At 57.9% G+C, this 15,651-nt stretch carries 13 protein-coding genes; 10 read left to right on the top strand and 3 right to left on the bottom strand.

The window, feature by feature from the left end:
- Positions 1 to 403: 403 nt before the first annotated feature.
- The 4 genes from AC1Q7H_RS38840 (at position 404) to AC1Q7H_RS38825 (ending at position 5,826) form a co-directional block, all read left to right on the top strand.
- Entirely contained in the window at positions 404 to 2,029 is a 1,626-nt protein-coding gene (locus AC1Q7H_RS38840) for a TniQ family protein (RefSeq protein ID WP_492382466.1), read from the top strand.
- Between the two features lie 116 nt (positions 2,030 to 2,145).
- Positions 2,146 to 2,973, top strand: a complete 828-nt coding sequence (locus tag AC1Q7H_RS38835; RefSeq protein WP_492382465.1) for a PDDEXK family nuclease — start codon at positions 2,146 to 2,148, stop codon at positions 2,971 to 2,973.
- A 12-nt stretch (positions 2,974 to 2,985) separates the two neighbouring features.
- Positions 2,986 to 5,229: a TnsB C-terminal domain-containing protein gene (locus tag AC1Q7H_RS38830; protein ID WP_492382464.1), complete on the top strand. Its 2,244-nt coding sequence runs from the start codon at positions 2,986 to 2,988 to the stop codon at positions 5,227 to 5,229.
- Positions 5,230 to 5,376: 147 nt separating this feature from the next.
- Complete coding sequence (locus AC1Q7H_RS38825) at positions 5,377 to 5,826, top strand: hypothetical protein (RefSeq protein ID WP_492382463.1); 450 nt, start codon at positions 5,377 to 5,379, stop codon at positions 5,824 to 5,826.
- A gap of 105 nt (positions 5,827 to 5,931) precedes the next feature.
- On the opposite strand, the gene AC1Q7H_RS38820 is transcribed toward AC1Q7H_RS38825, so the two are convergent.
- Together AC1Q7H_RS38820 and AC1Q7H_RS38815 are read right to left on the bottom strand one after the other, a co-directional pair.
- Positions 5,932 to 7,656, bottom strand: coding sequence for a hypothetical protein (locus tag AC1Q7H_RS38820; protein ID WP_492382462.1), 1,725 nt, complete (start codon positions 7,654 to 7,656; stop codon positions 5,932 to 5,934).
- Complete coding sequence (locus AC1Q7H_RS38815; RefSeq protein WP_492382461.1) at positions 7,653 to 8,882, bottom strand: hypothetical protein; 1,230 nt, start codon at positions 8,880 to 8,882, stop codon at positions 7,653 to 7,655. The genes AC1Q7H_RS38820 and AC1Q7H_RS38815 overlap by 4 nt, the downstream gene beginning before the upstream one ends.
- 1,459 nt (positions 8,883 to 10,341) lie before the next feature.
- On the opposite strand from AC1Q7H_RS38815, the gene AC1Q7H_RS38810 reads away from it, so the two are divergent.
- The 5 genes from AC1Q7H_RS38810 to AC1Q7H_RS38790 all read left to right on the top strand — a co-directional run bounded on the left by AC1Q7H_RS38810 (position 10,342) and on the right by AC1Q7H_RS38790 (position 13,460).
- Positions 10,342 to 10,971, top strand: a complete 630-nt coding sequence (locus tag AC1Q7H_RS38810; protein WP_013955351.1) for a cytochrome b/b6 domain-containing protein — start codon at positions 10,342 to 10,344, stop codon at positions 10,969 to 10,971.
- Positions 10,972 to 10,992: 21 nt separating this feature from the next.
- The gene (locus AC1Q7H_RS38805) at positions 10,993 to 11,766 is read left to right on the top strand and encodes a molybdopterin-dependent oxidoreductase (RefSeq protein ID WP_013955352.1); all 774 of its coding nucleotides are present in this window, start codon (positions 10,993 to 10,995) and stop codon (positions 11,764 to 11,766) included.
- A gap of 64 nt (positions 11,767 to 11,830) precedes the next feature.
- Positions 11,831 to 12,103, top strand: a complete 273-nt coding sequence (locus tag AC1Q7H_RS38800) for a pentapeptide MXKDX repeat protein (RefSeq protein ID WP_041227697.1) — start codon at positions 11,831 to 11,833, stop codon at positions 12,101 to 12,103.
- A gap of 249 nt (positions 12,104 to 12,352) precedes the next feature.
- Positions 12,353 to 12,790, top strand: coding sequence for a hypothetical protein (locus AC1Q7H_RS38795; RefSeq protein WP_492382460.1), 438 nt, complete (start codon positions 12,353 to 12,355; stop codon positions 12,788 to 12,790).
- 295 nt (positions 12,791 to 13,085) lie between these two features.
- Entirely contained in the window at positions 13,086 to 13,460 is a 375-nt protein-coding gene (locus AC1Q7H_RS38790) for a MerR family DNA-binding protein (protein ID WP_249678785.1), read from the top strand.
- 48 nt (positions 13,461 to 13,508) lie between these two features.
- Here AC1Q7H_RS38790 and AC1Q7H_RS38785 read toward each other — a convergent pair whose 3' ends face one another.
- A complete protein-coding gene (locus AC1Q7H_RS38785; RefSeq protein WP_153954943.1) occupies positions 13,509 to 14,144 on the bottom strand; it encodes a TetR/AcrR family transcriptional regulator in 636 nt (211 codons plus the stop codon).
- Between the two features lie 186 nt (positions 14,145 to 14,330).
- On the opposite strand from AC1Q7H_RS38785, the gene AC1Q7H_RS38780 reads away from it, so the two are divergent.
- The coding region (locus AC1Q7H_RS38780) for an MFS transporter (protein WP_492382459.1) at positions 14,331 to 15,651 on the top strand (1,321 nt) is incomplete at its 3' end.

Genomic DNA, 15,651 nt, shown 5'->3' with positions numbered 1-15,651 from the left:
CGCATGATGTCTCCCCTGTGAGCCAAGCACGACACGCTGATTTTAAGCATCGGTTTGTCCTGTCTCATAGGATCTTGTAGCCTCACTTTGGCGAGCGCTCATGAGTGCACAGAAGCATTGCGAGGGAGGCGACAACCCTCCTCAGAGGACTTCATGCTATCGCTTACAGGCGATGACAGGCATTAGCGAATACGCCTTGCGCCATACCGACGAAATCCAGGCGGCAGGCAGACTGGACGAATCCCGAGGGGCATTTGTTCGCCGTCGTCTGGCATGGGCCCTTAACAGCCTGGGGACTACGACCGCGCCGAATTGGGCGCTAGCACGCACCGCTCGATTGAGGGTCGCAACGGTCCGAACCTATTCGACCCAAGACGGCTTAGAGCTCTAGGAGAAATGCGTGATGACCTTGGGCTTTCAGGAATCAGTCTTGTTGCTAAACCATATTCAACCCGAGGAGGACGTAACAGGCTACGTTGCCAACCAGTCGGCAAATCGCGCCGGCGCTGTCTACTCATTGACCTCCCAGGTGTTCGAACTACATGGCGACCGGTTGGCGTGGGTGTATCCAACAAATCTCGAAAGACTTTCGTCTGCCTTTGATGGCGTACTCCCTGACGTCGACACATTGATTGCCAAGCATACCCGCTACCCTCTTTACCGTCCGTTTCAATCGCTTCAGGGCCGTAGGCGACTATACGAGCACCATGCTGGAAATGCGCAACCGGGTGTTGCGGCGATTGTTGGTGCGGGTCCGGCTGGGATGCGCGGCAGGTTAGCAATTTGCCCACAGTGCTTGCATGAAGATGTACGCACATATGGCTACACCATATGGCGACGACTGCATCTCACGCCAGGAATCTTCACATGCGCAGAGCACGAGCATCCATTGCTCACGTTCTGTGACAGTTGTGATGCAGGACACCGCCGTCACCGCTCAACCTGGCGTCCCACGGTGCGTTGTACGTGTGGAGATTCGCTGCGCCCGGTCGCCGACCTTGGTAGCAAGGAGGAGGAAGCTGCGAACCGTGTTTCAAGGATGGCGTATCAGCTTTTGCAGGGAAAAGTAGGTTGTCATCTCGATGAGCTTTCGGTGCCAAAGGCGTTGCGCAATTTTTTGCATGGGTGTGGCTCTGGAGCACGTCGTGCTGGGGCGCTTGCAGAGTTCTTCATGAGCGAGATTGGGGAGGTGGGTATGGCGCGTCTCGGCCTGGGTAAGACGACTCTGTTTCGGCTCACGAATCCAGAGTACCCGCCAGTCCGAAATGCTGTAGTCAACATGACGGCAGTCAGTATCGCGTTCGGCAACTGGGAGACGATGGCAGCGTTCGCTGAGCGAGTGGCGATACCTTGGAAGGCAAAAGACGCAACCTATGACGAGACCGGTGGCAGCTCGCGACGTAGGCGAGAAACCCGATTCTTGTCGGCCGAAGAGTATGCAAAGCGGTTCGAGCGTCAACCTACCGATGAGGCTGTATCTGTCATATCTCAGTATCGAGAATGGCTGCTGTGCCACATGGCCCGGAATCCGACCTTACTACGAAGTGCGGTCGAGAGACTGCCAAAAGGGAAATCCGCAGTGAGACACTTTCGCGCGGTTGACTTGGAATGGTACGACCAGGTCATGCCGGCAAAACGCGCTCAAGGCATCAACAATGAGCTGTCAAAAGCGCGGATGAGAACCAAGGTTGAGCAACTGCGACAGCGCATCTTAGAACGGCGAGAAGAGTCCCACAGAGTGACGCCATTCAGAAGGGTCACGCGAGCATACCTGCTAAACAACTCAGCGACGGAGACCGGTTCGACGATGGTGAATCGGTCGCCGGAGATTGTCGCGACGCTGAGGTCATGCGTCGACAGCGATGAGTCATGGAAGCAACGAGTTGTCCAGCTCATATCAACGCATGTCAGGAAGCTTTGCGACAAGTCTGAGTTCGGAGACCCAACAACATACGACGGATTGAAGCATCGGTCGCTCAGGGTACGAGTTGGTAGGGCAAGAAAATGGATAGAGGCATTCGAAGCATGATGTCGGAATTAGAGCAATTCCCTTCGCTGACAAGGCAATCTGGGCAAGCTGAGACGGGTAGCAGTCCATCCCCTTCCAACGCCGGAGGCGAGCTTCAACGGCTAGGCCAACTGCGCTTGAGAGAGCTTGTTGGGAGTCCCGTACTTGAATGGCCACCAAAGCTTCCGGCTCATGACCCTCGTGGCATCCCGAGCGCAGGCGAGTTTGAGAGTTGGAAGGCCGCCCGGGAAGGAAAAACAGGACTCTCTGGTGATTACTTTGGCTTCAAGGTTGGGGGAAGCACCGCGTGCCATTCGGGTCTTGAAGCTAGGCTCCTTACCTACTTCGAGATGTGCCCGTACGTGATAGAGGTACGGACCCAGTATCCATCGTGGGACCCGGAGGTCTACTGGCGATACGCGAGTCGCGGGCTTCCGCTCCCTAAGAACGCTGTGATGACCATCGACTTCATGCTTGCTCTCAGGATTCCAGGTCGTGGGGGAATTGTCTATCACGGCATATCGGGTAAGCCTGAGGCGAAGCTTTGCTTGCCAGCGGTAAAGCGACGACATGTCCGCGAGAGTGATGGTATCGGGGCGTGGGGCGCATCTCATGAAGCCATGACCGAGAAAACCATACCGGACCTGGAGTTTGAGAATTACTGTCAAATGCGCCAGTACATGAAACATACAGAGGACATCTCTGAGCACGTGGCGTGGGCAGAAGAGTTGGCCAACGCCCTACTGGCGACAACCGCAAGGGGAAGCGTTGACCGCGTCCTCGGCATGGTCGGCAGGCGTCTCGGATGGAATCTGGCTTTCGCATACAGGCTCTTCGGGATTGCATTCTTTCTCGGGCAGTTAGCATGGGACCATCGCTACGAGCTGTCTCCAACAGAGCCGATGATGTTGCTTGGTCGTAAAACAATGAGCAGGTGCGTCGAGCATGCAGTTAAGTATTTTTAGCCAGGAACCAGCATGGAACCGCTGACGCAAAGTCTGTCCCCGCATTGGAACTGGGTACGTGTTGTTCGGGGTAAGGAAGTGGTTTTCCGCTACTTGTGCGAAGACAACCAGTACGTCTGGGTTATGCGCATCGGCCGGTTTGAAACTGGAGGCCGCTTCGTTCCTGAGAAACCGCCGAGCACGCCCGCGTATCGGGAAAAGTGGAGGCGGCAGGATGTTGAGCGTCTTCGTCGTGAAGAAAGAATCAAGAAGGTTGCTGAACAAGGCATTCCCATACAGATGCGAGAGGCGGTTCCACCAGAGGACGAGGGGAAGAAACTGGAGCTAGAGTTCAAGCAGGAAGTCGTGTCATTCATTATGAACAAATGGGGACACTCCATCGTGCTTGACTCGGCGTGCCGTAAAGATGCGATTCAAGAGACTTTGTCCACTTTCGAAGTGTCCAGGCCTTCTGTTGTGAAATGGACAGAGTTTTACCTCTTCTATGGAGAGCATTCCAATGCGCTAATAGACCAAGATTGGCGAAAAGGCGGCAAGGATGAACCACGAAGAGGGCTTCGCGATGCGAACGGGCGGCCCGTCGTCATGGGGAGGCCGACAGACGCTGAACGGATTGACCCGAACACAAACCGAAAGCGAATTCGATTCACTCTTCGTAGGTATGAGGAGTTTCGAACCTTTGTCGAAGCCGAGGCGTGGGAAACGGACGATTCGATTCAGGTCATCGTAGATAGATACGTCTTAACTAGAGCGGGACACAACCGTGCCGAGGACGGCACCAGCCAGGCATTTCGTGTCGATGTGAAGTACCTCCCAAACCGCGATTACATGGAGAAAGTAGGACGGGAGGTGCTTAAGAGGTGTCGCCATGAGCGGGACAAGATACGTAGCGAGCTTCCCGGATTTCCGCGGCAATTAGCTGGGGGGAACGCCCAAGATATTGTTCGGAGGAATTTGACGGTTTTCGACATCGACGCAACGGTTGCTGACCTCGACCTCTGGTACGGCGAAGATTTGATGCGCATCGACGGTTCCGGAGGGCCAACGGTGACGATTGCGGTCGACAGAAGTAGCTCTGCTATTGTTGGATGGTATGTGACTTTTGGGACGGAAAACGGAGACTGCTACATAAACTGTGTGTTCTCGGCCTACACGTCTAAGGAGACTGAGCTGGAACGATGGGGTATGCAACACTTAAAGGGGATGGTTCACGGTTGTGCTGCACAGATATTCTGTGACCGTGGGCCAGGCATATCCAAAAAAGTGGTGGCCGCCGTCGTGAAGCGTCTACGAACTGATTCCATAATGGCTCGCCCGGGCGACGGACCTGGAAAAGGCCACGCTGAGCAAGTTATGGCAATGGCTCAGCGGGAAGTCGCGCATCTTCCTGGCTCAACCCATCCCACTGGAGATGAGGCACTCGACGCTAGACGCCGTCGTCGTAAGAAAAAGGATGCTGTGCTGGGCTTCCGCACATTCATGCAAGCGCTTCTTTCGGCTATAAGCAAGCGGAACCTGACGATGGATGTTCGACATTTGCTGACAGAAAAGATGCTTGAAAGCGGAGTGCGACCAGTGCCCATTGAAATCTTCAAGTTCAACATGAGGCAACAACGAGGGGATGCTTCTTGGGAGTGGCCGGAAGAGGTCATCTTTCGAAAATTGTGCGAAGAGATTGACGTTCCTGCGCCGGGAGGAATTGTCACGTTTGAGAAGCACGAGTACACCTCTTCGCTCCTCAAGGAACTCGCGAAGCTTCATGAGAAGATGCATGGCGGGCAGAGCCTAGTCGTGAAAGCGTACCGCGTTCCTAACGCTCCACTGCACGTGCGTTGGGAAGGCCCAGACGGAAAGCTTGAGCGCCTCGATGCCACGAGGCGAACTCGAATGCAATTCGGCGATTCGAGTTGGTGCCTGCATCGATTCATGAACATGGTGAAGAATAAGAGGTTCTCGGAAGCGAGCCACGATGCGAGGAGTGCGCCATCAGTTTCCGAGACAGTCACGCCAGGAGTTATCAGTAAAGCGAAGCAGAGAAAGATGGCTGCAGCGGAGGCAAACGCATCAGTCTCGTTCGCTGAGGGAGCACGTCGGGCGAGGAGTCAGGCGAAGGCTCGTATGGATGAGCAGGATGCTAACCATCTCGATTGGAGACTCAACAGGACGGCGAACCCGGCTGTGCCGGAGTCGGATGAGGGTGCAGTGTGGGACGTCTTGTCAGTTGATGATGAGCAGGAGCTCAAGATTGACTTCTGATTTAAGCGACGCAAGCAAGGGGGCAGACGCCGGCGCGTGTCACCTTGCAACTGACCGGCGTAATCTATTTCTGGGAGGGAAGAATGGAACTATTAGCTGATGGCGTTCTTGCGGGACGAATTTTGCCCGTGCTTTTTCGAGATTTGTATGCTCAAAGTTACCGTTGAAATTCTTTCGGCAGGGCAAGACGGCCGCGGCCGAGTAATAGCGACCGCGAAGCTTGGGCGGCTCAATAGTGGCGCAGCTCCCGACTATGTCGTGGAATTGCAAGAAGATTTGTACAGCCATCCCGAGCGAGTGGTGATTAACAAATACCCAAGATTCGCGGCGTCAGTCTGGGACCTTGTTGCTCGCTCAATTGCCGTTGCCTTGACTGGTGAGGAGAAGCTCCCACCTCGGCCTCAGCCATTGAAGGTCCCTGTTCATCGTTCCGGAAGCACCGATTACGTTCGCTTGAATGAGATACCCGAGCCTGTAGCAACCAAGTTCAGAAAACGCATCGAACATTCAGGTTGTCCTGTCATAGAAGAGGACACAACGCCCATGGAGTGTGCCTACGCGTCAGATTGGGTCGACTTCCTGTCAGGTAGGAGATAAGCCATCGCTGATGGAGAGGAAGGACCTGCGTCCGGTGGGCATAAGCCTTTGTGGAGCTGGAGCCTGAAACTGTGGCTCTGTAGTTGTCCAGCTATCGAGGCGAGCTCAGCTAGAGTCAGATGTGGGCAGCTCCACGCCTGCGAATGCCATCGATTGTTGGACAAGCGCCTCCCTTGGGACTTGCGTCTGCCAATGAAGTGCTGCAAGGAGTGGTATGTAGGGAGCGCCAGCCCGGTACCAGAACGACTGCTCGATGTGTTCCACTCCGTCCAATCCCTTTGACATCTGACGGAGAAATTCTAAGGGAGCTTCCGGTACTTGCATGACAGCTTCGCCAATTCCGTGCTCATGTAGCGCTCCAGCATCGGCTACCACTGAGTCATATCCTTGCTCAGAGCTCCAGAAATTGGGCGTAGTGTCCTTTAGCCTGGGCAGCACCTCCGTTCGCAAGAACTCGTAACCATCGTTCATCCCGAGGGCCGCGGTCCAAGTCAGCAGAATGGGTAAAAGCGTGGAGGTCGAACAGAAATCCTCGCTCATCTCCTCATGTCCATGGCGCACGAGAATCGCATCCTCGAACGTCGCCGACATCGGCAGGAATTTGCGCAAGCTCGTGGCGTAGTGCAAGCGTTGGCATAGCTCCTTGACCCACTGGCGTGCATCGTCACCGTTACCAGTCACAACAAGCAGCAAGAGAGCTGCATGAATGCTCGCTGAGTGGTGGTCGTACGCGGGAAGGGCGGAGCAACTGTGACTTTGAAGAAGAGCCAGAACTCGGTTCGCATAGTTGTGGGCAGGCTGGTCCAATTCGCCATTCTCACTTACTGCGGCTTGGAATGCCCAGAAGCAACCCTGCTGCCCAAGTCTGCCCAGTTCCTCGAAGACTATCCGAGATACCAAAAGACTGTCCGGTAGTGCATTGGCGAACGCATCCTGCACACGGTAGTATGTATCCATGCGCTGGTGGTACGTCTCAGCCAGTGAGGCTAACTGGAATAGCAAAGCACCGAATTCACGACACAGGTCGGCTTCGCCAGCTTGTAGCCGCTCATGTAGGCGAGACCATGCCGCCAACACCGCGTATTGCAACAGGATGTAGGGGGCGAGCAGGTTGTCCTCGCTTGCCGCCCAAACCTGCAAGACACTCAGTGCCGTCCGAAGCCCTCGTATTCCAGTAAGGAGTCGTTTTGTTTGCGCTCCGGGTGTCTTCGATGGTGCCACCGCATTGCCAAGCATGTCGTCGATAAGTCTGCGGCCGACCCGAACGCATAGTTCAGGTGATGTCGCATTGGCGAGCATCCGTCGTAGTAAAGCACGGTTCGAGCTGGGAAGAATGTACTCATCAAGTAGGTGTCGCTCTGTCCAGGCCGCTAGCTTTGAACCATTGACTTGCTCGGTCTGCACCCTCTTCGTTCGAGACCAGGTATCGAGAAACGCGGAAATCGTCTCATTCAGATTGGCATTGAAGTCACCGTTAGTGACGATGAGCAGCTTCTTCGTAAGCGCCTTATGCTCTGGCGCGAGATGACTGCGAAGGTAAACATCACCGACATCGTTAATGGACTGACGAACTGACTGCGGTCCAGAGTCCCAGTCGCTTCTACCAATATCGCCACACTTGACGAGCCACAGAAAGAGCTTCGTTTTACCGTCACTATCTGGGCCGACCGAGGCTATATCAACTCCATACTGCCGCGTCCCCTTCTGGGGACGGTAGACGACCTCATGCCCCATGGCTGACATGAGCAGAGGGAGGAAAACGTCAAGTTCCCCTTCCTCTCGCATGAGCCCAAGAAAGTCTTCAAGTAGTAGGCGCAGACTGTCGGTCATCGGGCGCTCCTAAGGAGGTGCCGACGCTCAAGCTCCCCTCGCATGGGGTCAGCTAGCTCGCTGGACGGCAACTCTACCGAGTGGCTTGCCTCAGCCATCTCGGTTATCTGGGGTGCCCGGGACTGTGTGTGAGATGCGAATTTTCTACCTTGCGCCACGTTTGCCTTGGTAGCAAACTGTGCGATTACTGATTGTTCTTCAACCACACGCATAATCTCGCGCCTAACGCGTCCTTTCATCGCCTTGAGCGCTTGCGACTCGGCATCGCTTGGGCGTAGTTCCTTACGCTGTGGGAGCTTGGCCAGAACTCTACGCCAGCGCAACGCGTCCGCGTAAGCGGAACGGAAAACGTGTGCTGCGGGGTTCGTTCGCGGGCAAGCCTTAGTCTTCTCCTTCAAGAACTCCTCGGTTGCGCCAGGATACTCAGCGAAGCTCAAATTAAGCATCTGTCCCGCCAGCCGGAATCGCGTGTCCCCCATCTCGTTCAACTCGGCAAGAGCGGCGATAAATTGACATAAAGTCGGACCGTGATGCGTCACAGCGAGCAGCCTTCGTACGGCCTTGACGGAACTCTCCGTACCATGTGCAACGAATGCTTTTCCGTTCAAACCGACGGGCGCTTGCTGTGTCGTGCAGAGCGAAAGCAGGCTTCCGATAGACGCGAAGTTCGCACTGGAACGAAGCAACCATTCGGACAACACCATTATGAAGTCATCAGAATGGCTCCCCAGCTCGCGAAAGGTCTCACCGAACATCTCAACAACGTCCGATTGAATGGTGCATAAGTCCGGTAGGCAAGCCACAGCGTGCGGCCGAAGCGAGTCTTGGTACATCAGGCCTGCGATGGACTGGTCGATTTGCTGGCGTGCTTCCTGGTGGTGAACACCAATGGTGAGCAGGCGCCTAATGATGTCCTGGATTGGCGCTGCAGTAGCACCGAAGCTAGGGGTATTTAGTCGGTAGAGCGACCTTGCGACAGCCATTGCGGCTTGGATATTGCCGGAGTCGATGGCGTCTACTAAATAGGTCGCCGCAGTAGGTGATAGATTGGAGATGGACGCTAGCCCCGACCAGGATACAGGGCCGACTTCAGTGGCGCTTAGCAGGAGCAACTGAGCAAGTTGTCCCTCGTATGCAGCCAGCTCCGACCGGACAGTTGGTGCTTCCAACGGCAAGAAATCAAGCAAGCTGATAAGTAGCTGGCTGTCAACGAGATTTCCGGTCATCAAACCGATTGCATAGCGAGCCGCCACTTCTGGGGCTGCCGCGGCGAACGCGTTCGCCCAGACTCGATGTGCGGCTTCACCACGTCCCGTCTGGGTTCTAAGATAGTCTCCAATCTCGATGCCCAAGTTGCTTCGCGCGCGTATATGAGGAGTCAGTTCTCGTGCAGGAGCGTGTCTATATGATGGCTCGAGCGCTTCGGCAAAATCTAATAGCCTCAGCGCCTCCTCGAAGGTGATAGCGGGCAGCCTTCCGATGGCAGGAAGGAGGCGATGACACGCGTCCCGAGCATGCTCACTCGGGAGCGTCACTAGGATAGTTATCAAATCCACTGAGACTGGATGCTCAGCGGCAAGCTCTTTCCACAGCTGCTCCTTGTCGGTTTTCAGCCTTGGATGTATGGCTTCTAGGTAGTCTCTCCAGCGACCTTCTTGTAACGCTGAAATTGCATCGCCTATTGGTGGCATCGCCTATCCCGTTGATTGAGCAGACAGCACCTATACAACTTGACTATGTGCCGGCTGGCAACGCGCAAAGGCATCAGTATGCACTACGAAACGTGGCAGAAAAGACACTTTTCTCCGGCGATACAAGGCTTTCATTTCCCGCAAGCACCAAGAAGGGGAATATTGGCGCGAATGGAGGTAACGGCGTTTCTGCGGTGCGACGCGCTAAGGCGAAAAAGTCCAAAAATTCATGGGGTTACGAGATGGCGTACATGGACGAGAAACGCTTTCATTTTCCAAGAACAATGGTTGGTCCTGTCCATTAGAAGTCGCCAAAACCTGCGTTAAATCTGCCCAACCCCCGCCCCGGAACTGCCCGGAAACCAAGACTGGGGCGGAATTGGGCGCTTCTAACGGAATCGCCGGCGCGGCACCTTGCACGCCAAACCGGCCGGGTTGGAGCCCAGATTTTTTGAGATCCGCCCCCCGATAATTCACCTTTGCAGTTTTCCGACTTGCCGTCCTCGCACTGCCTCTCGACCTGAGCCACATACGAACGCAAAGGTAGCCTCCGAAGGCGGGAACCGACTGGTCATTCCCTGACAGCAGCGGCGCTGGCTCTACCAGCATGGAACGAGTTCGGGAATCTTCCAGCCCGGCCGCGGGCGAGCGAGGCTTCAGTTTCGGGGCCGCCAATACGTCGGTTCTGCTTCCTCCGATCGGGGCTTCGCGTCCACGGTCGATACACCCCATGCAGGGCCGGACGGAGAGCGAAGGCCTGCTTTGCCTCCTCCGGGATTTGCTCCTATCGTGAATGTGCGTGTCGCTCTTATTTCAAAAGCCGAACCGGTGTGGATTTCCTGAGCTGACAAGTGTCGTTTGCCGCATTCGCCAGCAGCGGAACCTAGGGTGGCAGGGCAAGCATGCACTGACCTTGTAAGGTCTCGGCGTCTGGGACGACGAACGTGGTGAAGAAGGCGGTCACCGATGTGCCGCCTGGCGTCGGAGAAAGCAAGTGAAGAATGCCCACCATGTGCCGCCCGATAAGCTGGCGCCGCACAGCCAGTCCATCCAGCCTGCATGGGTTCGCATCACGCACTGGCTGAATCTCATCGCTGTGCTCATCATGATGCTTAGCGGCTGGCGCATCTACAACGCATCGCCGCTGTTCGGCTTCCACTTTCCCAATGCAATCACTCTGGGCGGCTGGCTTGCCGGGGGCCTGCAGTGGCATTTTGCGGCGATGTGGCTCCTTGTCGCCAATGGCCTGTTCTATTTGGTGATGAATATCGTCACGGGCCGTTTCCGGCGGCGCTTCTTTCCGCTTTCCGTCCCAGCGGCACTGCGTGACATTGCAGCAGCCATGCGTGGCAAGCTCGCGCACCCCAATCTGGCCGAATACAACGCTGCCCAGAAGCTCTTCTATGTGGGCGTGGTGGTGGTGATTGTGCTGACGGTGCTGTCTGGCCTTGCAATCTGGAAGTCGGTTCAATTTCCCTTGTTGCGTGTATTGATGGGAGGCTACGACGCTGCGCGTTGGGTGCACTTCATCGGCATGAGCGCGATTGCGCTATTCCTTGTCATCCATGTGGTGATGGTGTTGCTGGTACCACGCACACTCATCATCATGTTGCGCGGACGCTAGTTCTCGATGCGGAGAATGGTCATGAGCAAAGCTGAGCAAATCGTCAGGCTCGACCGCAAGCTGATATTGCACGATGCAACGCGCGAGCTGAGCATGCCATCTCGCCGACTGTTCGGAAAGCGTGCCATTACGCTTGGTGGCTTGCTACTGCTGACGGGCTGCAGCATTACCGACAAACCGTCGGTTGAGTCCTTTCTAATGGCAGTTTCGCGCTTCAATGACCGCGTGCAGGGCTGGCTGTTCGACCCTAACCGGCTGGCGCCGACCTATCCCGAGTCAAGGCTGACGCGGCCGTTTCCTTTCAATGCCTACTACGGCCTCGCTGATGTACCAGAGGTAGATGCCAACGCGTTTCAACTGGAAGTCGGTGGCTTGGTCTCGCGCAGGACGGCATGGACCCTCGAAGAACTCTACGCGTTACCGCAGACGGCGCAGGTGACTCGCCATATTTGTGTCGAGGGGTGGAGTGCCATCGGCAAGTGGGGCGGTACACGCTTCTCTGATTTTCTCCAGCGCGTCGGAGCCGATACCACTGCAAAATACGTGGGCTTTCTCTGCGCCGATGACTACTACACAAGCATCGACATGCCCACTGCGCTGCATCCACAGACCTTGCTTACTTTCACCTACGATGGCGAACGCCTGCCGCCGAAGTATGGGTTTCCGATAAAGCTGCGCATGCCCACCAAGCTTGGGTACAAGAACCCGAAGCACATTGTCGCGATTTACGTCACAAACAAGTATCCCGGCGGTTACTGGGAAGACCAGGGATACAACTGGTTTGGGGGCTCCTGACCCCCCGAAACCTGACCGGCAAGTCTGCCGGCTTCTCCCTACCAATCCAATCAAGGGGTACAACATGAACAAACGCCTGGTTTTGCTGCTTTCCTCCGCGGTGTTGCTTGCCAGCCATGCATGGGCACAGGACGCGATGAAGAAGGACGAGATGGGAAAGGGCGCCATGGGTGCCAGCGGCAGCATGGCGAAAGAGTCCATGGGGAAGGACGATATGGACATGAAAAAAGAAAAAATGAGCAAGAGTCACGCCAAGAAGCCCCACGAAAAGAAGGAGGGCATGAGCAAAGGTACGATGGAAAAGGATTCCATGAGCAAGGACGCCACGAAGCAATAGTAGGTCGTACGCACCATCCCGTGGACTATCAGGCGAAAGGAAGCCTCGACATCCGCCGGCCGACAGCGGTTGAGGTTTCCGGCCAGCAAATTGCTCGTGGAGTTTGATGGGCTCGTGATTCAAGTTTGCTGGTTGCAGAACTTACGGATTGTCACGACTTGTGGGTCAACTCGGACGCCGACCGTACCGTTTGTTCCGGTAAGCAAGGCGCATCGCCGAGCTGCTGAATTTTTCCCAGGAGTCCACGTCATGAAGAAGCTGTTCGCTGCACTCGCTTCCGCCGCCCTCGTCGGTACCGTTTTCGCGCAGACTGCTGTGCCAGCTTCCGCGACTCAGCCGCAGGGCGGGGCGTCGAAAGACCAGGCGAAGGTCGTCAAGGAGAAGAGCGCCACGCAGGCAAAGGCCGACAAGAACCACAAGAGTGCCGGCGCGCATGAAGTAAAGGCCCAAGCCAGCACCAATAAGGAGAAGGCTGACGTAAAGGCCGATGCCAGTAAGTCAGCCGCCAAGGGCAGCCACCACAATGCGAGCAAGACGAAGGCCGCCCATACCGAGGCTGGTATGGCGAAGGCTGACGCAAAGAATGATTCCGACACGGCGAAAGCCAAGGCGGATGTGGCGAAGCCTGTGGCGCAGCCCGACGCCGCGAAGGCCGCGGCCAGCGTAGACAAGACGAAGAACCAGTAAGCTGCTCCTATCGGGCGTACCGAGGGGCCGTTGCCAGGGCGAAAGCCGTGGCGATGAAGCCTGAGTGCAGGAGCTTTGCGGAGAGCGCAGGTTAGCCGGAATGCCAGCCTGGTCTCTCCGCGCTTGTCACGTTTGGGGGCTTTCCCATGCCAATTCATGACGTCGGGGCTCGCCGACTGCATGGCGGAGTTCGCGGTCTTCGATGATTCCTTCGCCGTATGCAGGGCACTGCATCGCCCTCTGAGTACGGAGTCAAGTGATGGAGTCGACCCTGATAAATGGGTAGTTGGCCAAGGTGGCCAACGTTGGCGTGGAAACGGTTCGCTATTACCAACGATGCGGAATGCTGTCGATACCCGAACGCGTGCATGGCGCCATTCGTCAGTATTCCGGGGACAGCCTGCAGTGGCATCATTTCATTCGCCGGGCCCAGGCACTTGGGTTCACCCTGGACGAGGTTCGTACGCTGCTGCAACTGAACGACGGCAGCAAATGCGGAACTGCGCGTGCGCTGGCCGAACAAACGCTGCAAGTCGTCGAGGAACGGCTGCGCGATTTGCGGATGCTGCGGACCGAGTTGAGAAGTCTTGTTGGGCAATGCCGCGACAATCGCGATGAGGTCCTGTGCCCGCTCATTGCCAACCTGTGTGAGGCCAATTGGCCAAAGTAGTCGCGGCTCAAGCCCTTGTGCGTCGTGCTCCGTGGCGAGGGCCGGCCGTTATGCCGCGTACAGCAGGAACGCCCGCGCCATCTCCATATCCAGCCGCCGGTCCGACAGCGCAAAGGTGCTGTCGCGGTTGATCAGCGCGTACAGCAGGGTGCCGGCCAGGGCCTGGTGCGCAAAGCGGATGCGCAGTTCCAGTTCCGGCGAGGCGCCCGCCGGGTGCAGCCGCGCCAGGCGTGAAGCCAGGTCGTCCATGTATTGCCGGTTGAGCTGCCGGATCGGATCCTCGCCGATGGTGACGCGGGCAACCAGCGAGGCACGCAGCACCCCGGCATTGCGGTAGGCCCAGATGCGGCTGTCGCGCGCCAGCGTGCACACGGCGTCTTCCAGCGTCGGCGGGCATGTGTCGAGTTGCGCAAGGCGCTCGGCCATGGCCTTGCGCAGCGTGGTCAGCACCAGGGCCTGCAAAGCCTTGAAATAGCTCTCCTTGCCTTCGAAGCGGCTGTAGAACGCGCCGGTCGTGACGCCGGCGTGCGCGCAGATTTCCTGGATCGAGACCTGTTCCAGCGTGCGCTCGCGCAGCAGCCGGCGGCCGGCTTCCAGCAGCAGCAGCGTGGTGCGCAGGCCACGCGAATAGCGCGGTGCGGCATAGCCGGCGTGGCCTTCCAGCCCGGTCAGCTTGTTTTCCATGACGACCCTTTCTCCCCGCGGGGCGTGGCTTGGGCCCGCCCCGGCATGTCCGTGTTTTTACGGATGTCGTGAACCGTATCCGGCCAACATACTGGCCCGAAAACGTAATCCATATTACGAATTGAGCGGCGCCGTGCCTATCAGGTGCCGCCCGGAGACCGATGTCCGCCCTTAGGGAGACCTCGCATGACCATGTCCTACCAGCCGCGCCGCGCGTGGTTGACCGCAGTGCTGTTGTTCTTCTTCCTGGTGGTCAACGCCATGGACAAGATGGTGGTGGGCCTGCTGGCCGCGCCGATGATGGATGAACTGGGGCTGACGCCGGCGCAGTTCGGCCTGGTCGGCAGCAGCTTCTTCTGGCTGTTCGCGGTGTCCGGCGTGCTGGGCGGCTTTCTTGCCAACCGCACGCCGACCTCGCGGCTGCTGGTCTGCATGGCGCTGGCATGGTCGCTGTGCCAGATCCCGCTGGCGCTGTCGTCCAGCCTGGCGGTGCTGATCGTCTCGCGCATCCTGCTGGGCTTCATGGAAGGGCCGGCTGCGCCGGTGGCGATCCACGCCTGCTACAAGTGGTTTCCGGACCGCCGGCGCAACCTGCCCGTGGCGGTGCTGACGCAGGGGGCCGGGATCGGCATCGTGCTGGCGGGCTTCCTGATCCCGGCGGTCGCCGTGCATTGGGGCTGGCGCGCCAACTTCTACGTGCTAGCGGCGCTGGGTGTGCTGTGGGCCGTGGCGTGGCTGGCGCTCGGGCGCGAAGGGACGCTCGACGAACGCCCAGCGGGGCACGGTGCCCCACACGCCCCCGCGGCCGCGAGCGCGCCGCTGCGCCTGCCGTACCGCGTATTGCTGAGCGATCCCACGGTGCTCGGCTGCTTCGCGCTGCGGCTGGCGGCATACTGGGGCCTGGCGCTGTGCCTGACCTGGATCCCGGCCTACCTGCAGAGCGGGCTGGGCTTCGGCCACGCCGTCAGCGGCAAGCTGTTCGCGCTGATCATCGGCACCAACCTGCCGTTGACGCTGGCCATTGCATGGTTCTCTGAGCGGCTGCTGGCGCGCGGCGTGTCGTCGCGGGTTGCGCGCGGGCGGGTCTCGGCCGGCATGCTGCTGCTGGCCGGCGGCTTCTTCCTGTTGCTGCTGTGGCCGGACACCACGCCGGCCATGCGGGTGGGCCTGCTGGTAGTGGCCTGCGTGTGCGCGCCGGCGATCTATTCGCTGGGCCCGGCGATGCTGGCCGAGGTCGTGCCGGCGGGGCAGCGCGGTGCGATCCTCGCCATCGATGCATCGGTGTCGTCGCTGGCCGGCGTGCTGGCGCCGCTGGTCACAGGCGTGCTGGTGCAGAACGTTCCGGGGGCACGCGGTTTCGAGCTGGGCCTGGCCGTGTGCGGCGCGATCATGGTGGCGGCGGCGCTGGCCGGGCTGTACGTGTTGACATACTCCCCGTCCTCAGCCTTCGGCTGCCGCCTTACGGCGGAAAGGACGAGGATTCCTACGGCGCTACGTGATGCTCTAC

Source organism: Cupriavidus sp. GW823-FHT06D04 (assembly GCF_058795055.1).
Note: the sequence above shows the minus strand (reverse complement) of the source record. Positions and strands in the feature narration are given on the sequence as shown.